Below are 23268 nucleotides of genomic sequence, written 5' to 3' on the forward strand. Positions count from 1 at the left end.
GGCCGGGCAGCACGCCGCGCGCGCGGTCGACAATGTACAGCCGGTCGAACAGGTTGCGTGCCGAGAGGAACACCTCCCAATTGCCCTGGGGCGGACCGTAGGACACGGCGGCATTCACCTGGGTCCAGCCGTTGATGCGGCCGCGCTGGCCATCGGGCGTCACCGGGATCAGGTTGACGTCGTCGGCAAACATCGAAGACTGGCTGACCAGTTCGACCTGGCCGGTAAAGCCGCGATGCTCGATGCCGACCGCTGCGTTGAACAGCCACTCGGGCGCATAGGGCAGCCGGTTGCCCTCGATATTGCGCGCGACACCGCAAGGCACCGGGCCGTTGCCGGTAAGCACCGGCGTGCCGGTGGTCGCGCCGTCGAAACAGGGCGCGGTGGCGATGCGCGTGCTCTTGTAGCGGGCATTGGCGACCCAGGTCGCAGCCATGCGCGCGAACACATCGGTGTCCGCTCCCGTCCACCCCGCCTCGCGCGAGGAGAGCGACAGCGACAGCTCACCGCCCCGGTGCAACGTGCGCCCGGCAGAGGTCAGCGTCGCACCGACCCCGCCCGCCACCGATTGCGCGACGATCTGATTGTCGAACTCCATGACGAAGAACGTCGCATCGCCGCGCACGCCCTTGACGATATTGCCACGTACACCGGCTTCCCAGTTCCAGCTGAGCTCCGGATCGAGATCGACCGTGCCGCCTGCCGCAGTGATGATGTCCTCGACGCGCGGCGGAGCGAAGCCGCGATGGACGCCCCCATAAAGCGTCACATCGGGTGCGATTTCCCAGGTCGCACCAATTCCGGGGAGCAGCTTGTCAAGGCTTTGCGAAGCGGCGGTGGGAGCGGTCACCGCACCGGTCGGGCGTCCTCCTGCCAGCACCGAGATCGGCAGGTTACGCCGCTCGAAATCGATGAACTCGCCGCGAAGGCCGGGAATGATCGCAAACTTGCCGAATTCCAGCCGCGACTGGATAAAGGCCGAAAAGGCCGTCGCATCGCGCTCGTTATTCTCGCGAACACCCGCGTTGACGCCGGTGCCCGGCGTGCGGGCATTGGGCGTATCGCCATTCCACTGGCGGCGACGCTGGCGCTCCTCGTGATAGCGGATGCCGATCTCGGTCGATCCGCCGAAGCCGAGCGCGGCATGATCGAGTTCCAGGCGGCTTTCGATGCCATAGGTATCATAATCGCGCAGACGGCCTTCGTTGCCGCAGGTCGTCAGCAGATTGGCGAGACCTCCACAGGCCGGGTCGCTCGAATCGTTCGGGCGCTGGCCGCTGTTCGACGACTGGCGCCACCAGTCACGCGTGAAATAGTGATAATAGGCCGTGGTGCGCAGCGTCGCGGCTTCCGAGATCGACCACCGATGCGCCAGTGTCGCGTTCCAGCGCTCGGTCTGGAAATCGTCGTTGACGAACACGTTGCCGCGCGGATCGGCAGCGAATTCGGCGCGGGTCAGACCAGAATAGCTGACCTGGCTGTCTTCCTCGAAGCGCGAGACCTTGAGCGTGATGCCATGGTCGGGCCCGAGTTCCCACTCGCCCTTCAGGAAGATGTCGGTGAAGCGCAGTGCCTGGTTGTCGCGATTGCCATCGGTGCGCTTGTGGTTGACGTGCAGCAGCAGCTTGCCGCCCAGCGCCGGTCCGCCGACCATCGCGTCGAGGTTGAGCGTATCGCGATTGCCAAGGCTGCCGGTAAAGCGCGCCGACAGATCGTCGGGCGCCGTCGGCGTGATATAGTTGACCGCGCCGCCGATCGTCTGCGGGCCAAAGCGGATCTGCGCGGCGCCCTTGAGCACCTCGACAGCGGTGAAACGCTCGATCGGCGGGTGATAATAGGCGGCATTGTCGCCATAAGGCGCAAAACCCAGGGGAACGCCGTCCTCGAGCAGCAGCACCTTGGTCGAACGGATCGGGTTGAGCCCGCGAATGCCGATATTGGGACGCGCGCCCGCGCCTTCCTCGTCGCGCGGAAACAGCCCGGCGACCTGGCGAAGCGCGTCATTGACGTTGAACACGCGCGAACGCTTGAGGTCGACATCGGTGACGATCGCGGATGATCCGGCGATTTCGTCCGCCTTGATGGCATCGCCGACGACGACAATATCGGTGCGCGAACCGCCCGGAGCCTCGGCTTCCGCAACCGCATTGGCGGCAGCGGCGCCAGCTGCAGCTGCGCCACCGTCTGCAATGGTCGCATTACCCGATCCAGCAAAGGCAGTGCTTGGCATACTTGCCATGACCAGCGCTGCCAAGCCTGCTCCAGCGGACCAGCGCCAGCTTTCGGGCAATACCATTTCAAACATCTCCACAGACAGCATGACGGTCGCAGCCGCGCCTTGCCGAGGCGCTTAATGCGAGGCGTTATCACCCGCAATATGCAATTGCTCATACGGTGCATTTTCGTACTGCGTGACAAATCTGCAACAACGCCGCGCAACGGGATGTCGGCGCGCGCGGGTTTTTGCTTGCGGGCAGGCCGCAGCGGTGCAGTAACGCGCTTGCAGAACCATAAGGGCCTATCCGGGCCGCCAAAGGTGGAGACGTAAGCGGGATGCTCAAATTCCTGAAATGGCTGTTCATTCTGCTGGTCTTGGCGATCGTCGGGCTCGGCATCTGGGGCTATGCACCCGATATCGAGCCGAGCGAGTTGCAAGCCCAATATGGCAGGCCGCCGTCGCGCTTCATCGAACTGCCCAATGGCCAGAGCGTGCATGTCCGCGATGAAGGCCCGCGCGATGCGCCCGCCATCCTGCTGATCCATGGCTCGAACGCCTCGCTGCACACCTGGCAGGGCTGGGTCGATGACCTGAAGAAGGACTATCGCGTCGTGCGCTACGATCAGCCCGGCCATGGCCTGACCGGCGCGCAGATCAAGGGCGATTACAGCACCGAGGCGTTCCGCGACACCGGGGCCGAAGTGATGAACGCGCTCGGCATCAACCGCTATGTCGTCGCGGGCAACTCGATGGGCGGCTGGGTCGCCTGGAACATCGCGCTCAAATACCCGCAGCGGGTCGCCGGGCTGGTACTGGTCGACAGTTCGGGAGCGCCCGAGGCGAAGCCGACGAAGATCCCGATCGGCTTTCGCCTGGCACAAAGCGCGGCGGTGCGGCCCATCATGAAGATCTTCACGCCGCGCAGCATCATCGAACAGAGCCTCAAGCAGAGCGTGGGCGATCCCAGCAAGGTGACGCCCGAAATGGTCGATCTCTACTGGAAGCTGCTGCGCCATCCCGGCAATCGCGAGGCGACCGTCGCGCGGGGCGATTTCCCGCGCAAGCCGGCCGATGCGGTCGAGTTTGCGGGCCTGACCATGCCCTCGCTGATCGTGTGGGGGAAGAAGGACATGCTGATTCCGCTGGCGAACGCCACCTGGTTCGCGCGGCAGCTGCCCAACGACACGCTCGTCACCTATGACGATCTGGGCCATATCCCGATGGAGGAGGACCCGAAGCGCACCGTCGCCGATCTGCGCGCCTGGCTGGAAAAGACCGGGCTCAATCGCACTGCAACACCCGCGACACAATCCAGCGCTAGCCCAGCCGCAGCGCCTGTTGCCAAGGTGCCAGCCATCAGTGAGGCAGCGCAACAGGAGGGCTGAAATGGGGGACCGGATGCACAGCGTAGCCGTCTACAATCTGAAGGGCGGCGTGGGCAAGACGACCAGTGCGGTCAATCTGGCCTGGTGCTCTGCGGTCCTCTCCTCGCGCCGGACGCTGTTGTGGGACCTGGACCCGCAGGGCGCGGCGAGCCATCTGATCGGCGACGATCACGCGGTGAAGGACGAGGCGCGATCGATCTTCGCGCGCGACGTCTCGCCCGAAAAGCTGGTTCGCCCTTCGCGGATTCCTGGGCTAGACCTTCTCGCCGCCGACCATTCGCTGCGCGGGCTCGACCGGATGCTGTTCGAGATCGGCAAGGCCAAGCGCCTCAAGAAGCTGATCGACGGGCTGGGCAAGCATTATGACCGCATCGTGCTCGATTGCCCGCCGGGCCTCAGCGAAACCTCGGATCAGGTGCTGCGCGCGGCCGATCTGGTGATCGTGCCGATCATCCCCTCGCCGCTGTCGCAGCGTGCCTTTGCCGAGGTGCAGAATTATCTCGACGGCAAGTCAGGACGCCACGCGCCGATGCTGCCGGTGTTCGTGATGGTCGATCGCAGGCGCGCGCTGCACAAGCAGGCGCTCGAAGCCTATCCCGACTGGCCGGTCATCCCGATGGCGAGCGCGGTCGAGCGAATGGCCGAAGAACGGCTGCCGGTGGGCGCATTCGACGCGAAAAGCCCCGCGGCGCAGGCCTATGCCAAGCTGTGGCAGGGGATCGAGCGCAAGCTCGCCAGTCAGAAAGGCAGCGGATAGCGCGCCAGGATGAGCGCGCCCGCACAACCCGAAACAAGCACGAAGCGCAGCACAGCAAGCCAGGCGGTATCGGTCTGCGAAGGACGGGCGGCGATGGCGATGGCTTTGCGCATGAGCAAAGGATGCGCCCCGATTGCTAATATCGCGTTAAAGCGGCAGCGCGTTTCAGCGGATCAGGCGGATCTCGACGCCGACATCCAGGCCTTCCCACTGACGGTCGGCGGTGAGCGCGGGCAGTCCTTCGCGCCGCGCCAGCGCCAGGCAGGCGCGATCGCCCAGCGAAAGGCCAAGATGGCGGGTGACAGGCAGCAGCAGAGCAGTTTCGATCGCATGTTCAGCGCTGAAGGAGATTGTCATCAGGCCAAAACCTTCAATTATCCATTGAGCATCATCGGAGGAAACCCCGGCCTTCAAAGCACGCGCAAAGACCTCGCTGAGATTGACCGTCGAAATGACCGCATCCATCAGGTGAGGCTCGACATTCTCGCGGCCAGGTTCGACCAGAAGCACCGCAAGCAATGCAGATGCATCAAGGACGACCGTCATTCGCGGGCAGCTTCTGCGCGCCGTTCCGCCAGGAAATCATCGACGGTAAACGGCTCCTTCATGGCAGCCTTGAATGCTTGCTGCAACTCGCGGATCACCTGCGAGTGACTCTTGACTACGAGCGCCTCGCCTTCACGTTCGAGCACCAGCCGGTCGCCATCAACAAAACCTAGTTCTCGGCGCAGTTCCGCCGGGATGACGATCTTGCCGCCCTTGATGATCTTGGCCGAATAGGTCATGCTCGCCTCCTTGGGACCTAAAACTACCACAGGACCCAAGGCGACTCAACCAACCCGCGGTCAGCCCGCCGCCAGTCGCTCTAGCGCGTCGCCCTCGATCCGCCAGGGCTCCCAGCCTTTCGAATGATGCGCGCCGATATGGGTGTAGAATGCCCTGGCCTTCTCGTTCCAGTCGAGCACCGCCCAATCCATCCGCGCGCATCCAAGCGCCTTCGCCTCTCGCGCCAGCGCCGTCAGCAGCGCGCGCCCGGTGCCGGTTCCACGCGCGGCTTCGGCCACGAACAGATCCTCGAGATAGAGCGAGGGCGCACCGGTCCAGGTCGAATAGGTGAGGAACCAGAGCGCCAGCCCCACCGGCGCTCCGTCGAGTTCGGCGATATGCGCAAACACCTGCGGGTTGTCGCCGAACAGGGTTGCACGCAACGACTCCTCGGTCGCCTTCACCGCATCGGGCTCGCGCTCGTACACCGCGAGCGCGATGACCATGCTGAGGATGGCAGCCTCATCGCCGGGCACTGCCGGCCGAATTTTTACAGTCATTATTCGTGTTCCTAATGCTGTCCGGCAAATTTCAGGCCGATCACGCAGCCTATCAGCCCGATGACCAGCGCCAGCCGGACCAGGCCAAGAGTTTCATCGCCCGTGGCCACTCCAACCGCCAGCGTCCCGACGGCGCCTATGCCGACCCATACGGCATAGGCGGTTCCCAGCGGAATGGTCTTGGCCGCCTTGTCGAGCAGCGTGAAGCTCAGGATCACGCAGACGATGAAGCCCGCGGTCCAGGCCATGTTACGGAACCCGTCCGCATAACGCAGACAGGTGGTGAAGCCGACCTCGAACAGGCCGGCTGCAACCAGAGTCAGCCATGGTCCCATGAACTATTCCGCGGCGACCGGCTCGGCATTGCCTGCGTCGCTTGCTTCGGCCTCGATCTCTGCGGCCTTGGCCTCGACCAGGCGGACGATATGATCGACCATGTCCTCGTCCTCGACCGTATGGTCGGTAATGCCCGACAGGTACACCATATGCTTGCCCTTGCCGCCGCCGGTGAGACCAATGTCCGTCTCGCGCGCTTCGCCTGGGCCGTTGACGACGCAGCCGAGCACCGAGAGCGACAGCGGCGTGTTGATGTGCTGCAGCCGTTCCTCCAGCTTCTGCACCGTACGGATCACGTCGAAGCCCTGGCGCGCACAGCTCGGGCAGCTGACGATGCGAACGCCGCGGGTGCGGATGCCGAGCGATTTCAGGATCTCGAAACCGACGCGCACCTCTTCTTCCGGCTCGGCGGAGAGCGAGACGCGGATGGTATCGCCGATGCCCGCCCAGAGCAGGTTGCCGATGCCGATTGCGCTCTTGACCGTGCCGCCGATCAGCCCGCCCGCTTCGGTAATGCCGAGGTGCAGCGGGCAATCGACCGCATCGGCGAGCTGCTGGTACGCCGCAACCGCGAGAAACACGTCGCTCGCCTTCACCGCGACCTTGAACTCGTGGAAATCATGGTCCTGCAGCAGCTTGATATGATCGAGCGCGCTTTCGACCAGCGCCTCGGGGCACGGCTCGCCATATTTTTCGAGCAGGTCCTTCTCGAGGCTTCCGGCATTCACCCCGATGCGGATGGCGCAGCCATTGGCCTTGGCAGCATTGACCACCTCGCGCACGCGCTCTGACGAGCCGATATTGCCCGGATTGATGCGCAGGCAGGCCGCGCCCGCGTCCGCCGCTTCGAGCGCGCGCTTGTAGTGGAAATGGATGTCCGCGACGATCGGCACGCGCGAGGCGCGAACGATCTGCTTCATCGCAGCGGTGGATTCGACATCGGGGCAAGAGACGCGGATGATATCGACCCCGGCCTCCTCGCAGCGGCGAATCTGGTCGATTGTCGCCTTCGCGTCGGAGGTCAGCGTGTTGGTCATCGTCTGCACGCTGACCGGTGCATCGCCACCCACCGGCACCTTGCCGACCATGATCTGGCGGCACTTGCGCCGATCGATATCGCGCCAGGGTCGCAAAGAGGGGTTGTGGGCCGACATGAATTGTTCTCCAAGAGTATGCGAACGCTATAGTCGCTTCGACCGGCTTTGGCGAGATGTGCGGGTGATAGAAAAGGGAACGCCGAATACCATGAAAACCGTGATGAAACTGGCGCTGGCCACCGGCCTGGCCGCTGTTGCGACTGCGACGAGCCTGCCCGCGCTGGCGCAAGCCCCGGCCCCGCAGCGCACGCCCAACGAGCTTGCCGCGCGCCAGCTCTACAGCGATGTCGTCGGCATCCGCACCGCGCGCGGCCACAGGCAGATGGGCGTGATGACCGGCTATCTCAAGGCACAACTGCTCAAGGCCGGCTTTGCCGAAAGCGACATCACGATCACCGATTATGACAGCGACGGCGAACCGACCCAGGGGCTGGTGGTGCGCTATGCCGCCAAGGGCAAGCCCAAGGCCGGGCCGATCGTGTTCCTGGGCCATATGGACGTGGTCGAGGCGCTGCCCGAAGACTGGGAGCGCCCTCCGTTCAAGCTGGTGGAGGAAAACGGCTATTTCTTCGGTCGCGGCTCGCTCGACAACAAATACGGCGTCGCGACGCTGGCGCACAATTTCATCCGGCTGAAAAAGGAAGGCTGGGCGCCCAAGCGCGACCTGTATCTCGTCTTTTCAGGCGACGAGGAGACCGGCATGATCTCCACCCGCGCGCAGGCGAAGATGGTGGCGGAAACGATCAAGCCCGCACTGGTGCTCAACGGCGATGCCGGCGGCGTGGCGATGACCGAGGATTTCAAGCCGGTCATGTACCAGGTCCAGGCGGGCGAGAAGACCTTTGCGACGTTCGAGCTCACCGTCACCAATCCGGGCGGCCATAGTTCGCGCCCACGCGCCGACAATGCGATCTACGAGCTTGCCCAGGCGCTCGGCAAGATCCAGGCCTATCAGTTCCCGGTCAATGCAAGCCCGCTGGTGCGCAGCTATTTCGGCGCGATGGGCAAGTTGACGCCGGGCGAGATGGGCCAGGCGATGCAGGCCTTTGCCGCCAATCCCGAAGCCCCCGAACCGCGCGTCAAGCTGCTTTCCGATCCGGGCATATCGACCCAGATGCGCACCACCTGCGTTGCGACCATGCTGCGCGGCGGCCATGCAGAAAACGCGCTGCCGCAATCGGCGACCGCAACGGTCAATTGCCGGATCATGCCCGGCGAGGGCGGCGCGGCAGCCACTCAGGCCGCGCTTGCCAAGGCGATCGGCAATGACAATGTCAAGTTCAAGCTGATGACCAGCGTGGTCGAAAGCCCCGAATCCACGCTGACCCCCGAAGTGCGCGCGGCGATCATGGCCAGTCTCGATGCGCGCTATCCTGGCCTGCCGATCGTGCCCGAACTGTCGTCGGGCGGTACCGATGGCATGCACTATCGTGCGCTGGGCATGAACACCGTGGGCATCGGCAATGCCGCGATGCGCAGCGCGGATATCTTTGCGCACGGCCTCAACGAACGCATCCGCGTCGAGGATTTCTACAAGGGCCTCGACCACTGGTATCTGGTGATGAAGAAGCTGGCGGGCTGATCCCCGCCACGCCTCAGGGCGCGGTCTGGAACGGCTTGGCTTCGGCTAGTATCAGCGCGAACCAGTCGTCCGGATCGGTCCATTCGTGCCGCACCGTCCAGCCGCCGGCGCGCAGCAGCAGCCGCGCGTCGCGCGGGCCGTATTTGTGGCTGTTTTCGGTGTGGATGGTCTCGCCCTTGTGCATCGCAAAGCGTTCACCCAGCACGGTGAAGTTCAGGTCCTCCTGCGCCTCGAGATGCATCTCGATCCGCGCATAACTGTCGTTCCAGCGCGCGACATGGCGGAAGCGATCAACGGGAATGGTGCCTTCGAGCTCGCGGTTGATGCGGTGGAGCAGATTGAGGTTGAACCGCGCAGTCACCCCCTGCGCATCGTCATAAGCGGGGATGAGGATATCGGGCGACTTGATGCGGTCCATGCCGATCAACAGCAGCGATCCGACGCCCAGCGTCTCGCGCATCGAGCGCAGCAGGTCGAGCGAGCTGCGCGCGACCATATTGCCGATGGTCGAGCCGGGGAAGAAGCCGAGCTTGGGTTCATCCGCGACAGCCTCGGGCAATTTCAGCGGTCGCATGAAATCGCCTTCGAGCGGATGAACACTCAGCCCGGGAAAATCGTGCGCGAGCGCGGCGGCGGATTCGCGCAGGAATTCGCCCGAAATGTCGATCGGCACATAGTGCCTGCCCTGCACCGCGCGCAGCAGATGCGGGGTCTTGACCGAGGAGCCCGAGCCGAATTCGACTACGGTGCGCCCTGCCCCGCCCTGCTGCGCCACCTCGCCGCAATAGCGCTCAAGCAGCGCGGTTTCGGTGCGGGTCGGGTAATATTCGGGAAGGTCGGTGATCGCCTCGAACAGTTCGGAGCCGGTCTTGTCATAGAACCAGCGCGCCGGGATCGCGCGGCGGGTGTCGCGGAAACAGGTGAGCACATCGGCGCGGAAGGCGGGATCGGCCTCACCCGATGCGGCGGCGGTCTGGGCTTCGGGCGAGTCGATCAGGGTAGCCAAGGACATGTCTCCTGCGCGGGGTCAGTTCAGGTCCTTGGCGAGCCTGAGACCGGTGAACTGCCAGCGCTGATGGGGATAGAAGAAGTTGCGATAACTGGGACGCACGGAACCGCGCGGAGTTGCACAGCTCGATCCGCGCAGCACGAACTGGCCGGACATGAACTTGCCGTTATATTCGCCGACCGCGCCCTCTGCGGCCTTGAAGCCGGGATAGGGGCGATAGGCGCTGCCCGTCCATTGCCAGACATTGCCGAACATCGAGGCCGCCGCATCGGCACGCGGTCGCACGGGTCCGGCGCGGTCGAGCTGGTTGCCCGAGGAAGCATCGTGCATCGTCGCAACCGCCTCCCATTCCTGCTCGGTCGGCAGTCGCGCGCCTGCCCAGCTGGCATAAGCATCGGCCTCGTACAGGCTGATATGCGTGACCGGCGCAGCGGGGTCGAGTGCGCGCAAGCCATCGAGCCCGAACTGCATCCAGCCGCCATCGTCATCCTGCTGCCAGTAGAGCGGCGCAATGATGCCCTCGGCCTTCACCCAGGTCCAGCCGTCGGACAGCCAGTGGCGCGGGTCACTGTACCCACCATCGGCGATGAACGCGGCCCATTCGGCATTGTTCACCGGTCGGCTGGCGAGCGCATAGGGGGTGAGCAGCACCGCATGGCGCGGGCCTTCGCAGTCGAACGCGAAGCCCTTGCCCGCATGGCCGATCTCGACCTGCCCGGTCGGGCCCTCGATCCATGCGAGCGGCGCAGCCTCGACCGAGCCGAGCGGCACCGCAGGCCAGACCGCCGGATGCAGCGGGTTCTGCGCGAACAGATGCAGGATATCGGTCAGCAAGAGCTCCTGGTGCTGCTGCTCGTGGTTCAACCCCAGTTCGACCAGATCGAGCGCATCGTTACTCAGGCCTGGCAGCGCCGCCTGCACCGCAGCATCGACATGCGCGCGATAGGCGCGGATCTCGTCGAGCGACGGCCGGGTCAGCATGCCGCGCCGGGGCCGCGCATGGCGCGCGCCTTCGGCCTCGTAATAGCTGTTGAACAGGAACGCGTAGTTGGCGTCGAAGGCTTCGTAGCCGGGCACATGATCGCGCAGCACGAAGGTTTCGAAGAACCAGCTGGTATGCGCGAGATGCCATTTGGAAGGCGAGGCATCGTCCATCGACTGGACGGTGGCATCGGCATCGGACAACGGCGCTACGAGATCGCGCGTGAGGGTGCGGACCTGGGTGAAGCGGTGGGCGAGGTCGTCGTGGCGACTTGCATCGAAGGCGGTGATTGCCGGTGCGCTGGTGGTCGTCATTCTACCCCCTTGTCCGTCATTCCCGCGAAAGCGCAGAATCCCGCTATCCTGTCCGAAGCCAAAAGCGGGACCCCCGCCTTCGCGGGGGTGACGATACTCTAATCACCCGTCCAATACACGGGCGCGGCAAAGCTCTATCGCGAAGCCCCCGGCACCCAGAGCGGGTCGTTGCCATTGTTGATCCGGCGGGCGAGGACGAACAGAAAGTCCGACAGCCGGTTCACATAGATACGCGCTTGCGGGTTGATCGATCCCTCGTGCGATGCCGCCACCAGGGTCCGTTCGGCGCGGCGGGCGATGGCGCGGGCGAGATGCACCGCAGCCGCAGCGGGGCTGCCGCCGGGCAGGATGAAGCTGGTGAGCGGCGGAAGGCTGTCATTGACCGCATCGATGCGGTCCTCAAGCCATTTGACCTGGCTGGGCACGATGCGCAGCACCATTTCGGACGGGGTGAAATCCTCGCCCGGCGTCGCGATATCGGCGCCGAGATCGAACAGGTCGTTCTGTACGCGCACCAGATCGGCGGCGAATTCGCTCTCGCCCAGCGCGACCACCGCAAGGCCCAGCGCGCTGTTCAGTTCGTCGACATCGCCGATCGCCGCCATGCGCGCCGAATGCTTGGGAATGCGCGAGCCATCGACCAGGCCTGACGTGCCGTCATCGCCCGTGCGCGTGTAGATCTTGTTGAGCTTGACCATCGTTGTGCGCCCCCGCCGCCCTGAGGCTCAGCGGTTGACCAGCAGCAGCACGGCGACCGCGGCAATCGCCATCGCCTGATATTTGACGCGCGCGAACATCATCTTGTTCTGCATCTGATGGCTGCGGCCGACCCCGGGGTTTTTGAGGTCTTCCTCGGTCATCTGGATGAAGGCGACAAGGCCGCGCACGAGGCTGACCAGAACCATGATTGCCAGCGCGACAATCGCGAGGATGATGATGACGTTCATGGCACACTATATGAGGGCTCTGCCCAGGAAATGCCAGACGGAAGAGCGCCTTGGCGCAAATTTTCCAGCAAGGCGGGGCCATCCACCCCCTGTTCGCGCAAGGCGGCCAGCGCGGCGGCGCCCTCGCTTTTCGCCAGTTTCCGCCCGTCCGGTCCGGCGAGCAGCCGGTGGTGGCGATAGAGCGGCACCGGCAGACCGAGCAGCGCCTGGAGCAGCCGGTGGACATGCGTCGCGAGGAACAGGTCGCGCCCGCGCACGACATGGCTGATCTGCTGGTGCGCATCGTCCAATGTCACCGCGAGATGATAGCTGGCAGGCGCATCCTTACGCGCGAGCACGACATCGCCGAACAGCTCGGGCTGTGCGGCTTGTTCTCCGGCGGCCATGTCGTGCCAGACCAGCGCGCCAGTGTGCACGAGCGCCTTGGCAACGTCGAGCCGCCAGGCATGCGGTTCGCTCGCCATACGCTCGGCGCGCTCGTCATCGGACAGCGCGCGACAGGTGCCGGGATAGACCAGCCCCTCCGGCCCCGGCTGCGCGCCTGCCGCCGCGATCTGGCTGCGCGTGCAGAAACAGGGATAGACGAGGTCACGCGCCTTGAGCTCGGCCAGCGCAGCATCATAGGCGGCGAGCCGCGACGACTGGAACAGCACCTCCCCGTCCCAGTCCAGCCCCAGCCAGCGCAGATCGTCGAAGATCGCCTCGACCAGCTCAGGCCGCGAGCGTACGCCGTCGATATCCTCGATGCGCAGCAGGAAGGCGCCACCGAGTTGCCGGGCCAGGTCGTGGGCTTGGCACGCCGCATAAGCATGGCCTAGATGTAGCGCGCCGTTCGGGCTGGGCGCAAAGCGGGTGCGCATCATCGCGCGCGGCCCTTTGCCTTGGGTGCAATGTGCGGACTTATCACCATATATTGTGGGATCGCCCCCTTGACCTTGGCCGCGCGGTCATGCTGATTAACCGTAAATCGAACACATTCAATATTGTCACGGGGCTGTCACGCACTTGGGTCTATAGGAACTTCAGCGGACGAATGGGAGAAGGTTTGAGCCGACCATGTTTCATCCCGACTTGATCGAACGGGCGGTACGCGATCCGCAGCCGGACATAGGCCGGCATCCGGACAGTTGCCCCGCCCTCGTGTTGAACGCCGATTATACGCCCTTGAGCTATTATCCCTTGAGCCTCTGGCCGTGGCAGACCGCGATCAAGGCCATCTTCCTCGACCGGGTCGATGTCATCGAGACCTATGAGCGCGAGGTGCACTCTCCGACGATCCAGATGAAAATCCCGTCGGTCATCGCGCTCAAGCAATATGTGAAGCCGTCCGAATATCCCGCCTTCACCCGCTTCAACCTGTTCCTGCGCGACCGCTTCCACTGCCAATATTGCGGATCGCCACACAACCTCACCTTCGACCATGTCGTCCCGCGCCGCCTGGGCGGCAAGACCACCTGGCAGAATGTCGCCACCGCCTGCGCGCCCTGCAACATGCGCAAGGGCGGCCGCACCCCGGCGCAAGCGAACATGCGCCTGATGGTCCAACCGATCCGCCCGACCAGCTGGCAATTGCAGGAACGCGGGAGAGCGTTTCCGCCGAACTACCTGCATGAGAGCTGGCACGACTGGCTGTACTGGGATGTCGAGCTGGAGGCTTGAGGGGCTTTGTGCCGCTCGGGTGCCTACCGGGCAGCCTGACGGAACTGGCGATTATCCGCCCACGCCCGTCTGCCTTGAATTAGCGTTCTGATCAAAAACCATGGCCATGCCAAGGCGCTTAGTCCCCAAATAGCGAGGAAGCTAAACGTCAGCCATTCCGATGCTGACAAGAGCCCATGACCGAAAAACATGACCAGGCAGCAACCGAAGAATAGAGCCAGAGTTGCAGCCAGCCACATTATTGTTTGTTTCAGTTTCATCCGAGCAGTTTAGCAAGCAGCTTTCAGTACGGCAATTGGGCAGTTATCTGGGACCACCGTTTTGTAGGTTTGATAACATAAGCGCCCCCCTCCGCTCAGCCTGAGCTTGTCGAAGGCCCCGCTATACGGCCAGCGTGGGCGCGGGTCCTTCGACTTCGCGGGCTGCGCCCGCTGCTCAGGATGAGCGGGGGTGGTTAAGGCATTGGAATGGCCTCGCGCCTTCAGGGTTAGGTAATCGGTGACGGCCCAACAACGCGCGTTCCCCTCCCTGTAAGGGAGGGGTTAGGGGTGGGTGCGCGCGTCAGCGCGCCGTATGTGCGCCATCGAAGCCGTTGCTGACCCACCCCCTGCCCCTCCCTTTCAGGGAGGGGAGTCTTGGGGGAGGCGATCAGGAAATGGAAAGCCCTCTCCCCTTCAGGGGGGAGGGTTTGGGAGGGGGGCTGCGCGAACCGTTGGCCCCTCTCAACTGCGGCTAGGCAGACAAGCTGCCAAGCCTTCGTTTCTCTCCCCTCAAGGGGAGAGAGCAGCGGTTGTTCGTTATGCCACCTTCACCTGCTCGGCCACCGCAATCACTTCCAGCGGGCGCACGATCAGGGTCACGCGGTCATGGCCCACGGCAACGTTAAGCACGTCGCCTGCGCGCACGGCGATAGGTTCGGGGAAATTGTGCAGCACCTGCAGCCAGCCGCCATCGGTATAGCCGTCGGGATGGTTGTCGAAGCTGATGCCTTCGGCGAGGTCGACATGCATCCACTGGACGATGCCGGTGGCGATGCCGTCTTCCAGCACGTTGATCTGCAACAGGTGCAGGTCGCTCTGGTGCTGGGTGCGGGTGAGGTCGATATGCACCAGTTCGACATCGTCGGACAGGCGCTTCCAGTCGGTCATCGTGCCGTGAATCGGCAGCTTGGGCGAGGCGAGCGCGCCGAAGCGCGAGATGTCGAAGCCCGAGACCTGATCGACGAACACGTAATCCGCGAGCACCTGGCTTTCGACCAGACAGCCGATGGCCGAGGCGGCGCGCGGGATGACGATGGCGTCGGGCTTGAGCAGCCGCGCATGCGCATCCTCGAACGTGTCGATGACATGCTCGGTAAGCAGATCGGAGGAGAGGATTTCGGAGACCAGGATGTCCGCGCGCTCGTCCAGATGCTCGCCGACCTTGAGTTCGGTCGAGGGCGCGGTATGGACGGTGATGCGGTCCGAATAGCCGTTATCCGCGATGATCTGCCGCGCCATGTCGGCGATGATCGGCACCATCTCGCACGCGGTGACCGATTGCGCCCCGGCGCGCGCGGCCATCATCGATAGCAGGCCGCTGCCGGTGCCGATATCGAGCACGCGCGCATCCGGGCCGGTTTGGGCCAGCGCAGCGATGATCGCGGCCTCGAACGCGTCGTTGCGTCGCACGTCGTTGAGCATCGGGATATGCCAGAAGGGCACCATCTCGGCCGAGAGGCGGCGGATCTGGTGTTCGATATGGATGTTGCCCGGCTGCAGCGCCTGGGCGCGGCGAAACTGGTCGAGCGCCTCGATCTTGCGCCCGGCATCGGAGAGCATGACCGCAAGATTGTTGGCCGCGACCGGGTTGGCGGGATCGGCAGCACAGGCCGCCTGCATCGCGGTGATGGCAAGGTCGGGACGGCCGGTGCGGCTGTAGATCAGCCCCTTTTCATGATGCGCGACGGCATGGTCGGGATCGATCGCGAGCAAGGTATCCCACAGCTCGAGCGCTTCTTCGTTCGCGCCGCGCAGGCCCAGGATGCCAGCGAGGATCGGCAGGACTTCGGCGGTGCGGTAATCATGGTCGATGACCAGGCGGTAGCGCTCTTCGGCAGCCGCCAGATTGCCCGCTGCCTGAAGTTCCATCGCCTCGTGCAGCAGCGCGCGGGCCAAAGCGACGTCGGGTGCGGTATCGGTCATGCTGTTCCCCCCAATGGGCGTTAACTCAGTTCAACAGACTATTAACGCGAAGGGTTAACAAAGCGTCACCGGTCCCGAATTGGCATCGCGGCCCGCCGCAGAGGCATTTGACGTTCCGCAAAATGGAACATAATAAGAACATATGTCTAGCGTCCGCGATTCCCTCGAGTCCCTGAAAGCCCGTATTGCCGGGCTGGAACGCGGCTGCGCGAGCGAACCTGCAGGCGAACCGGCGGGGCTGGCGCGCACCGGGCATGCGGGAATCGATGCGGCGCTGGGCGGCGGGCTGATGCGCGCGCGGCTGCATGAAATCTTTGCTTTCGAGGCGGACGATGCCGGGTGTGCGACCGGATTTACAGCGGCGCTAGCGCTGAGACTCGGAGGCACCCTGGTCTGGCTGCGCGAGGGCGAGGCGGAACGGCGGGGCGGACAATTGCACGCGCCGGGGCTGGTCGAGATCGGCCTGGCCCCGGCGCAAGTCATCCTGGGCACGCTGCCCGATGCGCTGGCGGTGCTGCGCGCCGCGGCCGATGTCACCCGTTGCGGCGATGTCGGCGTGGCGGTGGTCGAGCTGTGGCGGAACCCCCGCGCGTTCGACCTGACCGCAAGCCGCAGGCTGGCGCTCGCCGCCGAAGCCTCGGGCGTCACCGTGATCGCGCTGCGCATCGCCGCCACGCCTGCGCCCAGCGCGGCGCAGACCCGATGGCAGGTGAACGCCGCGCCCTCGCTGCCGATGGAGGCCAATGCGCCCGGCTATCCCGCCTGGGCGATCGAACTGTTGCGCCAGCGCGGACGCCCGGCGGGCGGCGCGTGGCGCGTGGAGTGGAACCGTGAACAAGCCTGTCTTGCAGAGGCCCCGCCCGTCGGCGGTGCCGGAACCGGAGGCGCAGCGGCGCTATCTGGCGCTGTTCTTCCCCTTTCTGCCGGTCGACCGGCGCGCGCGATCGGGCTGCAACGCACCGGATAGCGTCGATGATTCCGCGCCTTTGGTGCTGGTCGAAAAGGTGCGCGGTGCGATGCGCATCGCCGCGATATGTCCGGAAGCGCATGCCCAGGGCCTCATCCCCGGCATGATGCTGGCCGATGCGCGCGCGCAGGTGCCGCAACTCCGCGTCGAGCCACACGATCCGCTGGCCGACTTGTCGTGGCTCGAGCGGCTGGCCGATCATTGCGACCGCTTCACGCCGCTGGTCGCCACCGACCCGCCCGACATGCTGGTGCTCGACATCACCGGCTGCACGCATCTGTTCGGCGGGGAAGCTGCGCTGGTCGCCGCCGCCGAGGACAGCCTGGCGCGCTTTTCCGACCATGTCCGCAGCGGGTGCGGCGATACGCCCGAAGCGGCACAGGCGCTTGCCCGGTTCGCGCCGGGATTGAGCTTCGCGCGGCCCGAGGACGGCGATGTCGTGCTGCGCCGCTTGCCAGTCGCGGCGCTGCGCATCGAGGAGGAGGTGCAGACCGCGCTGATCCGCGCCGGCCTCAAGACCATCGGCGATCTTGCGATGCGGCCCAGCGCGCCGCTCGCCGCGCGCTTCGGCGAGGAACTGGTCGAGCGCCTCGACCGCTTGCTGGGCAGCGCTGACAGCCGCATCGTCCCGCGCCGCAGCCCGCCCGCGCTGCGTTTCGAGACGCGCTTTGCCGAACCGATCGCGCGCACCGAGGCGGCAATGGCGGCGCTTTCCGAGCTTGCGGATCAAGCCGCCGAGGCACTCGAGCAGCGCGGCATGGGCGGGCGCCATTTCGCCGCGCGCTTCTATCGCAGCGATGGCCGCACCTTCGATCTGGCCGCCGAGACCAGCCTGCCGATGCGCGACGGCGAGGTGCTGATGCGGCTGCTGCACGAGCGGCTCGATGCTTTGTCCGACCCGATCGATCCGGGCTTCGGTTTCGACATGATCCGGCTGATCGTGCCGCGCATCGAGCCGATGGCACCCTCGCAATTGCAGCTGGAAGGCGGTGCGGTGAGCGAGGAGGCGTTTGCCGCACTGATCGACCGGCTGAGCAGCCGGCTCGGGCGCGGCGCGATCCGCCGGTTCCAGCCGCGCGACACGCATGTGCCGGAACAGGCGGCGCTGACCCTGCCCGCGGTCGATCTGCCCGCGCCCGAACCCTGGGAAGCGCCGGAGCCGGGCGAGCCGCCGAGCCGCCCGATCCATCTGTTCGATCCGCCCCAGCCGATCGAGGTGATCGCCGAGGTGCCCGATGGCCCGCCGCACCGCTTCCGCTGGAAGCGCCAGCAGCATCATGTCGTGCGCTTCGAGGGGCCCGAGCGGATCGCTGCGCCCTGGTGGAAGCATGCGCCGGGCAGGAGCGGGCTGACGCGCGATTATTACCGGATCGAGGACGCGCGCGGGCGGCGCTTCTGGATATTCCGCCACGGCCTGTATGACAGCGAACGGCCCGATCCGCGCTGGTATGTCCACGGGTTATTTGCGTGACCGCCGGTTTTGCCGAGCTGGTCTGCGCGACAAACTATTCGTTCCTGCGCGGCGCCTCGCACCCGGCGGACATGGTCGCGCGCGCGCTCGAACTGGGGCTCGCGGGGATCGGCATCGCCGATCGCAACAGCGTCGCGGGCGTGGTGCGCGCGCATATGGCGCTGCGCGATGCGCACAAGGCAGCGGCGGAGATCGATGCGCCGCCGCCCGCGCTGCGCCTGCTGGTCGGCGCGCGGCTGGTGTTCGCCGACGAGACCCCCGACATCATCGCCTATCCCGCGACGCGCCACGGCTGGGGGCGGCTGACGCGGCTGCTCACCACCGGCAACCTGCGCGCGGCCAAGGGCGATTGCGTGCTGCGCCTGCCCGATCTGATCGAGTTCTGCGACGATCTGCTGCTGATCGTGATGGCCGCGCCCGGCGATGCGCCGCTGCTCGGCACGCTCAATGAGGCCGCGCCGGGGTGCGTGTGGATCGGTGCCACGATGCCGCGCCGGGGGGCGGACCGCCGCCGCCTCGCCCGGCTGATGCGGCTCGCCGAGAACACTGGCACTCCCCTGATCGCCACCAACGATGCGCTTTATGCCGAACCGGCGCAGCGCCCGCTGCACGATGTGCTGACCTGCATCCAGGCGGGCACGACCATCGCCGAGGCCGGGCGGCTGCTCGAAGCCAATGCCGAGCGGCATATCAAGCCGGCGGACGAAATGGCGCGGCTGTTCGCCGACTGCCCCGATGCGATCGACCAGACGCTGCGCCTGATGGAACGGGTGAGCTTCACGCTCGACGACCTGCGCTATCAATATCCGCTCGAACCCGTGCCGGAGGGCTGGGAGGCGCAGGCCTGGCTCGAGCATATGGTCACGCAAGCCGCGCACGAACGTTATGGCGCGGTGCTGCCCAAAAAGGTCCGCGACCTGCTCGACGAGGAATTCACCCTCATCGCGAAACAGCGCTACGCCTGCTATTTCCTCACCGTGCACGATCTGGTGCGCTTCGCCCGCAGCCGAGAGCCGCCGATCTTGTGCCAGGGGCGCGGCTCAGCCGCCAACTCGATCGTCTGCTTCCTGCTCGGCGTCACCTCGGTCGATCCGGTGACGCACGACCTCTTGTTCTCGCGCTTCGTTTCCGAAGAGCGCGCCGAGCCGCCCGATATCGACGTCGATTTCGAGCACGAGCGGCGCGAGGAGGTGATGCAATATATCTACCAGCGCTATGGCCGCCACCGCGCCGGCATCGCCGCCACGGTGATCCACTATCGCCCGCGCAGCGCGGTGCGCGAGGTCGGCAAGGTGCTCGGCTTTTCGGAGGATGTGACCGCGCGGCTTTCCAGCACCATCTGGGGCAGCTTCTCGTCCTCGATGGCGGAAAAGCGTTACGAGGAAGCCGGGTTCGATCCCGGCAATCCCGATATCGTGCGCCTGCGCGATCTGGTCGACCAGATCCTGCACTTCCCGCGCCACCTGTCGCAGCATGTCGGCGGCTTCGTGCTGACCGAGGACCGGCTCGACGAGACCGTGCCGATCCACAATGCCGCGATGGAGGACCGCACCTTCATCGAATGGGACAAGGACGATATCGACGCCTTGGGCCTGATGAAGGTCGATGTGCTGGCGCTGGGCATGCTCACCTGCATCCGCAAGGCGTTCGCGCTGATGCGCGAGCATGGCCTGGGCGAGCATGACCTCACCGTCGATCTCGATGCCGATGACCCTGAGGTCTATGACATGCTCTGCCGGGGCGACAGCATCGGCGTGTTCCAGGTGGAAAGCCGCGCGCAGATGAACATGCTGCCGCGCCTTCGCCCCCGCTGCCTCTATGACCTCACCGTCCAGGTCGCGATCGTCCGCCCCGGGCCGATCGAGGGCGACATGGTCCACCCCTATCTGCGCCGCCGTTCGGGGATCGAGCCGGTCGAATACCCCTCGCCCGCCCCGCCGCACGACCCGGACGAGCTCAAGAACCTGCTCGGCCAGACCTATGGCGTGCCCCTGTTCCAGGAACAGGCGATGAAGCTTGCGATCGTCGCTGCGGATTTCACGCCATCGGAGGCCAACCAGCTGCGCCGCGCGATGGCGACCTTCCGCAATGTCGGCACGATGCACAATTTCCGTGAGCAGCTGGTCGAGGGGATGACCGCGCGCGGCTATGCCGCCGAATTTGCCGAGCGCTGCTTCAAGCAGATCGAGGGCTTCGGCAGCTATGGCTTTCCCGAAAGCCACGCGCTGTCCTTTGCGCGGCTGGTCTATGTCTCGTCCTGGATCAAGTGCCACCACCCGGCGGTCTTCGCCTGCGCGCTGCTCAATTCGCAGCCCATGGGCTTTTATGCCCCCGCGCAGATCGTGCGCGACGTGCGCGAGCATCAGGTCGAGGTGCGTCCGATCGACATCAACGCCAGCCATTGGGACAACCGGCTGGAGCGGGACATAAGGGGTCGGCTGGCGCTGCGGCTGGGCTTTCGCCAGATGGACGGCTTCCGCCAGGTCTGGGCCGAGGCTTTGGTGCAGGCGCGGCGCGCGGGCGGACGCTTCGTCTCGATCGAGCGGCTCGCCCGGCGCGCCGACCTGCCCAGCGCCGCGCTGCGCCTGCTCGCCGATGCCGATGCGTTCGGATCGCTCGGTCTGTCGCGGCGGCAGGCGCTGTGGGAGGTGCGCCGCACGCCCTCGACCGAGCTGCCGCTGTTCGCCGCGGCCAAGGCGCGCGAGCTGGGCGCGGAGCCCGACATGCAGCTGCCGCAAATGCCCGCGGCGGAAGAGGTCGTCACCGATTACCAGGTGCTGCGCCTGTCGCTGAAGGACCATCCGATGGCGTTCCTGCGCGCGCGGCTGCGCGCAGAAGGCGTGCTGAGCTGCGAGGACACGACCAACGCCAAGGCGGGCGCGCGGGTGCGCACCGCCGGCGTCGTCCTCGTCCGCCAGCGCCCCGGCAAGGGCAACGCGATCTTCGTGACGATCGAGGACGAGACGGGGATCACCAACGTCGTCCTCTGGGCCCGCCTGTTCGAACGCTATCGCCGCGCCGTGATGGCGAGCCGCCTGATGCAGGTCGAAGGCGTGCTGCAACGCAGCCCCGAAGGCGTGGTGCATTTGATGGCGAGCCGCGTAGTGGACCGCACGGATTTGCTCGCGACGCTCACCGAGGCGCGGGGGGACGGTGCGCTAACCCCGCCGCTTGCGCGCGCGGACGAGGTGGTGCGGTCGGTGCCGTCACGCCATCCGAGGGATGCAAGGGTGCTGCCGAAGTCGCGGGATTTTCATTGAGGGGGGCATTAGGCGGGGCGTGCGACAGACCATGCGAGCCCCGCAATTTTTAGATTTTGCAGCAGAAAACTGAGATCAGAAATTTACAATTCGAATAACGGATAAAGCCCCATTTCGAGGATATTCATCGATTGATCAAATTTATTTTTTGAATGATGCTTCGCGCAAACCTAATGGGAATCGAAAATGCCGTTCTACATACGGAAATCAGTGAGCGCCGGTCCGTTTCGGTTCAATTTATCCAAAAGCGGAATAGGCGTCTCTGCGGGAATAAAGGGCCTTCGCATTGGCACAGGCCCGCGTGGTCATTACATTCATGCAGGCCGAGGTGGCCTCTATTATCGCTCCAGTATTTCGGCTGGAAGTAAAACGAAACACAAAAACATTCCATCATCGGTTAGACCCTCGCCGCCAAACATTCAAACATATGCCGAACCCGGCGTCGAGATGGTGCGGGTATCATCTAGAGATGTCATGGAAATGGAAGATGCTCGATTTTCAGAAATCCTATCCGATCTGAATAATAAGCAAAAATCGACATCTATGCGTACTGCATTGGGTTGGGGCAGTGGAGCCCTTGCAGTCCTTGCCACAATCGTCGGCGGTGGGACAGGAATGCTCATCGGGATGATTTTTTGTGGCATGGCCTTCTTTTTTGGCGCGTGGTTAGACTCGTTTAAGCGAACATCGGTCCTCATGTATGAACTGGATGACGACGCGCGCCTGGCTTATGAAGCTCTAACCTCTTCCTTTGATGCGCTGATGGCATGCGTAGGGAAATGGCATGTGGATGCCGGCGGGGCTGTGCAGGACATCCACGCATGGAAGAGGAATGCTGGTGCCGGCCACATTTTGGACAAACGCCCCACCACTTTCGACTATTCTCTTCCACGGGTGGTCACGAGCAATATCACGCCGCCAGCCATCCAGAGCGGGAAAGAAACGCTCTATTTTCTCCCCGATTTTTTGCTCGTTGTAGAACGCGATAAAGTCGGAGCAGTGGCTTACGACAGTCTCTCCATTCGCGCTCAAGAATCCCACTTTATCGAAGAGGGTACGGTCCCTTCTGATACCAAAATCATAGCGCATACATGGAAGCATCCAAACAAAAGCGGCGGCCCAGATCGACGCTTTGCGAACAATTTTCAGATTCCAGTTTGTTTGTACGAAAGCATTTACCTGACCAGTTCCAATGGCCTGAATGAACTTCTGCAAGTTTCACGGAATGGCGTGACCGCGCCATTTGCACGAGCGATAGCCGCGTTGGCCACAGCCAATGGGTCACAATCGCAGAGCCAAGATTTGCCAAGGTTGACGTGATCGATTTGCAATGTCGCCGAACTGATCACGACAGCGGGACGCCGTTTGAATGTTGCCTGATCGGTGAACGGGAAAGGAACCAGAACGACAGCGCCGAAGGCGATATCCGCTGGCTCAAAGGGCATCGTAAACGTCGTCTTCCGGATTGTCCCACACCGTAGCAAAGACAGGACTGCTCGCAGCAGTGACCATGCGCGACAGCTCGCGTTCAGCATCGGCTGAGGCCGCGTCGCGCATCGCTATGAAGTCGACGAAATCCTCGACTTCGCTTTGCCGGGCGCGCGAGAGCATGCCGATCTTCTCGATCAGCGCGCGGGGCACGGGCTTCGGATCAGGAGCGGTTGCCATGCGTGCAATAATGAGGGCAGTCGAACGCCGCATCAACCCTGTATCGCCTTTCGTAGTGCGTCGAGCGCTTGAACGGCCAGACACCCCACCTCCCCCATTGACCTCGCC

22 protein-coding genes and 1 pseudogene are annotated in these 23268 nt (G+C 64.5%); 9 read left to right on the top strand and 14 right to left on the bottom strand.

Annotation, left to right across the window (positions count from 1 at the left end):
* Positions 1–2239 (bottom strand): TonB-dependent receptor family protein (locus tag AX725_RS11760; RefSeq protein WP_156458496.1); only part of this gene is annotated, 2239 nt, incomplete at its 3' end.
* A 314-nt stretch (positions 2240–2553) separates the two neighbouring features.
* Here AX725_RS11760 and AX725_RS11765 point away from each other — a divergent pair.
* Positions 2554–3603 carry an alpha/beta fold hydrolase gene (locus AX725_RS11765; RefSeq protein ID WP_060977263.1) on the top strand — a complete coding sequence of 350 codons (1050 nt, stop codon included), beginning with the start codon at positions 2554–2556 and terminating at the stop codon, positions 3601–3603.
* A 13-nt stretch (positions 3604–3616) separates the two neighbouring features.
* Positions 3617–4360 carry a ParA family protein gene (locus tag AX725_RS11770; RefSeq protein ID WP_060977307.1) on the top strand — a complete coding sequence of 248 codons (744 nt, stop codon included), beginning with the start codon at positions 3617–3619 and terminating at the stop codon, positions 4358–4360.
* Here the strand turns inward: AX725_RS11770 and AX725_RS21640 are convergent.
* Genes AX725_RS21640 through ispG form a run of 6 tightly spaced genes read right to left on the bottom strand, consistent with a single transcriptional unit; the run spans position 4342 to position 7175 of the window.
* Entirely contained in the window at positions 4342–4473 is a 132-nt protein-coding gene (locus AX725_RS21640) for a hypothetical protein (RefSeq protein ID WP_269454099.1), read from the bottom strand. The genes AX725_RS11770 and AX725_RS21640 overlap by 19 nt on opposite strands.
* Before the next feature lie 52 nt (positions 4474–4525).
* The gene (locus AX725_RS11775) at positions 4526–4906 is read right to left on the bottom strand and encodes a type II toxin-antitoxin system VapC family toxin (RefSeq protein WP_060977264.1); all 381 of its coding nucleotides are present in this window, start codon (positions 4904–4906) and stop codon (positions 4526–4528) included.
* Complete coding sequence (locus AX725_RS11780) at positions 4903–5145, bottom strand: AbrB/MazE/SpoVT family DNA-binding domain-containing protein (RefSeq protein WP_060977265.1); 243 nt, start codon at positions 5143–5145, stop codon at positions 4903–4905. The genes AX725_RS11775 and AX725_RS11780 overlap by 4 nt, the downstream gene beginning before the upstream one ends.
* 60 nt (positions 5146–5205) lie before the next feature.
* Positions 5206–5685, bottom strand: a complete 480-nt coding sequence (locus AX725_RS11785; protein WP_060977266.1) for a GNAT family N-acetyltransferase — start codon at positions 5683–5685, stop codon at positions 5206–5208.
* Positions 5686–5696: 11 nt separating this feature from the next.
* Positions 5697–6020: a DMT family transporter gene (locus AX725_RS11790; RefSeq protein ID WP_060977267.1), complete on the bottom strand. Its 324-nt coding sequence runs from the start codon at positions 6018–6020 to the stop codon at positions 5697–5699.
* Positions 6021–6023: 3 nt separating this feature from the next.
* Positions 6024–7175, bottom strand: coding sequence for a flavodoxin-dependent (E)-4-hydroxy-3-methylbut-2-enyl-diphosphate synthase (gene ispG / locus AX725_RS11795; RefSeq protein ID WP_060977268.1), 1152 nt, complete (start codon positions 7173–7175; stop codon positions 6024–6026).
* Positions 7176–7266: 91 nt separating this feature from the next.
* On the opposite strand from ispG, the gene AX725_RS11800 reads away from it, so the two are divergent.
* The gene (locus AX725_RS11800) at positions 7267–8700 is read left to right on the top strand and encodes a M20/M25/M40 family metallo-hydrolase (protein WP_060977308.1); all 1434 of its coding nucleotides are present in this window, start codon (positions 7267–7269) and stop codon (positions 8698–8700) included.
* A 13-nt stretch (positions 8701–8713) separates the two neighbouring features.
* Here AX725_RS11800 and egtD read toward each other — a convergent pair whose 3' ends face one another.
* The 5 genes from egtD to gluQRS form a co-directional block, all read right to left on the bottom strand.
* Positions 8714–9706 (bottom strand): L-histidine N(alpha)-methyltransferase, encoded by a 993-nt coding sequence (egtD, locus tag AX725_RS11805; RefSeq protein ID WP_208597814.1) that lies wholly within the window; start codon positions 9704–9706, stop codon positions 8714–8716.
* A gap of 21 nt (positions 9707–9727) precedes the next feature.
* Positions 9728–11005, bottom strand: coding sequence for an ergothioneine biosynthesis protein EgtB (egtB, locus tag AX725_RS11810; protein WP_081097000.1), 1278 nt, complete (start codon positions 11003–11005; stop codon positions 9728–9730).
* Between the two features lie 134 nt (positions 11006–11139).
* A complete protein-coding gene (locus AX725_RS11815; protein WP_060977270.1) occupies positions 11140–11703 on the bottom strand; it encodes a cob(I)yrinic acid a,c-diamide adenosyltransferase in 564 nt (187 codons plus the stop codon).
* Positions 11704–11730: 27 nt separating this feature from the next.
* Positions 11731–11952, bottom strand: coding sequence for a hypothetical protein (locus AX725_RS11820; protein ID WP_060977271.1), 222 nt, complete (start codon positions 11950–11952; stop codon positions 11731–11733).
* Positions 11949–12812 (bottom strand): tRNA glutamyl-Q(34) synthetase GluQRS, encoded by an 864-nt coding sequence (gene gluQRS / locus AX725_RS11825; protein WP_081097001.1) that lies wholly within the window; start codon positions 12810–12812, stop codon positions 11949–11951. Before gluQRS ends, AX725_RS11820 begins: the two co-directional genes overlap by 4 nt.
* Before the next feature lie 196 nt (positions 12813–13008).
* On the opposite strand from gluQRS, the gene AX725_RS11830 reads away from it, so the two are divergent.
* On the top strand, positions 13009–13611 hold the full coding sequence (locus AX725_RS11830; protein ID WP_023839641.1) for an HNH endonuclease: 603 nt from the start codon (positions 13009–13011) through the stop codon (positions 13609–13611).
* Positions 13612–14408: 797 nt separating this feature from the next.
* On the opposite strand, the gene AX725_RS11835 is transcribed toward AX725_RS11830, so the two are convergent.
* On the bottom strand, positions 14409–15794 hold the full coding sequence (locus AX725_RS11835) for a 50S ribosomal protein L11 methyltransferase (protein WP_060979608.1): 1386 nt from the start codon (positions 15792–15794) through the stop codon (positions 14409–14411).
* Between the two features lie 142 nt (positions 15795–15936).
* On the opposite strand from AX725_RS11835, the gene AX725_RS21525 reads away from it, so the two are divergent.
* The 5 genes and pseudogenes from AX725_RS21525 to AX725_RS20570 all read left to right on the top strand — a co-directional run bounded on the left by AX725_RS21525 (position 15937) and on the right by AX725_RS20570 (position 22812).
* Entirely contained in the window at positions 15937–16761 is an 825-nt protein-coding gene (locus AX725_RS21525; RefSeq protein WP_060979609.1) for an ImuA family protein, read from the top strand.
* Positions 16664–18232 carry a Y-family DNA polymerase gene (locus AX725_RS11845; protein WP_060979610.1) on the top strand — a complete coding sequence of 523 codons (1569 nt, stop codon included), beginning with the start codon at positions 16664–16666 and terminating at the stop codon, positions 18230–18232. The genes AX725_RS21525 and AX725_RS11845 overlap by 98 nt, the downstream gene beginning before the upstream one ends.
* Complete coding sequence (locus AX725_RS11850) at positions 18229–21492, top strand: error-prone DNA polymerase (RefSeq protein ID WP_060979611.1); 3264 nt, start codon at positions 18229–18231, stop codon at positions 21490–21492. The genes AX725_RS11845 and AX725_RS11850 overlap by 4 nt, the downstream gene beginning before the upstream one ends.
* 186 nt (positions 21493–21678) lie before the next feature.
* Positions 21679–21825: pseudogene (locus AX725_RS21710) on the top strand (DUF4236 domain-containing protein); the annotation flags it as partial.
* Positions 21826–21966: 141 nt separating this feature from the next.
* The gene (locus AX725_RS20570) at positions 21967–22812 is read left to right on the top strand and encodes a hypothetical protein (RefSeq protein ID WP_231725685.1); all 846 of its coding nucleotides are present in this window, start codon (positions 21967–21969) and stop codon (positions 22810–22812) included.
* 114 nt (positions 22813–22926) lie between these two features.
* Here AX725_RS20570 and AX725_RS11860 read toward each other — a convergent pair.
* On the bottom strand, positions 22927–23268 hold a 342-nt coding region (locus tag AX725_RS11860; RefSeq protein WP_231726914.1), incomplete at its 5' end, for a hypothetical protein.

This window comes from Blastomonas sp. CCH9-A1 (assembly GCF_001557175.1).
Lineage (GTDB): Bacteria > Pseudomonadota > Alphaproteobacteria > Sphingomonadales > Sphingomonadaceae > Blastomonas > Blastomonas delafieldii_A.

Bases quoted from the DNA above. Each gene is read 5' to 3' on its own strand.
- AX725_RS11815 (WP_060977270.1), bottom strand. From the start codon at position 11,703: ATGGTCAAGCTCAACAAGATCTACACGCGCACGGGCGATGACGGCACG.
- gluQRS (WP_081097001.1), bottom strand. From the start codon at position 12,812: ATGCGCACCCGCTTTGCGCCCAGCCCGAACGGCGCGCTACATCTAGGC.
- AX725_RS11775 (WP_060977264.1), bottom strand. From the start codon at position 4,906: ATGACGGTCGTCCTTGATGCATCTGCATTGCTTGCGGTGCTTCTGGTC.
- AX725_RS11765 (WP_060977263.1), top strand. From the start codon at position 2,554: ATGCTCAAATTCCTGAAATGGCTGTTCATTCTGCTGGTCTTGGCGATC.
- AX725_RS11820 (WP_060977271.1), bottom strand. From the start codon at position 11,952: ATGAACGTCATCATCATCCTCGCGATTGTCGCGCTGGCAATCATGGTT.
- AX725_RS11780 (WP_060977265.1), bottom strand. From the start codon at position 5,145: ATGACCTATTCGGCCAAGATCATCAAGGGCGGCAAGATCGTCATCCCG.
- AX725_RS11830 (WP_023839641.1), top strand. From the start codon at position 13,009: ATGTTTCATCCCGACTTGATCGAACGGGCGGTACGCGATCCGCAGCCG.
- AX725_RS21525 (WP_060979609.1), top strand. From the start codon at position 15,937: ATGTCTAGCGTCCGCGATTCCCTCGAGTCCCTGAAAGCCCGTATTGCC.
- AX725_RS11785 (WP_060977266.1), bottom strand. From the start codon at position 5,685: ATGACTGTAAAAATTCGGCCGGCAGTGCCCGGCGATGAGGCTGCCATC.
- ispG (WP_060977268.1), bottom strand. From the start codon at position 7,175: ATGTCGGCCCACAACCCCTCTTTGCGACCCTGGCGCGATATCGATCGG.
- AX725_RS11800 (WP_060977308.1), top strand. From the start codon at position 7,267: ATGAAAACCGTGATGAAACTGGCGCTGGCCACCGGCCTGGCCGCTGTT.
- AX725_RS21640 (WP_269454099.1), bottom strand. From the start codon at position 4,473: ATGCGCAAAGCCATCGCCATCGCCGCCCGTCCTTCGCAGACCGATACC.
- AX725_RS11835 (WP_060979608.1), bottom strand. From the start codon at position 15,794: ATGACCGATACCGCACCCGACGTCGCTTTGGCCCGCGCGCTGCTGCAC.
- AX725_RS20570 (WP_231725685.1), top strand. From the start codon at position 21,967: ATGGAAATGGAAGATGCTCGATTTTCAGAAATCCTATCCGATCTGAAT.
- egtB (WP_081097000.1), bottom strand. From the start codon at position 11,005: ATGACGACCACCAGCGCACCGGCAATCACCGCCTTCGATGCAAGTCGC.
- AX725_RS11790 (WP_060977267.1), bottom strand. From the start codon at position 6,020: ATGGGACCATGGCTGACTCTGGTTGCAGCCGGCCTGTTCGAGGTCGGC.
- AX725_RS11770 (WP_060977307.1), top strand. From the start codon at position 3,617: ATGCACAGCGTAGCCGTCTACAATCTGAAGGGCGGCGTGGGCAAGACG.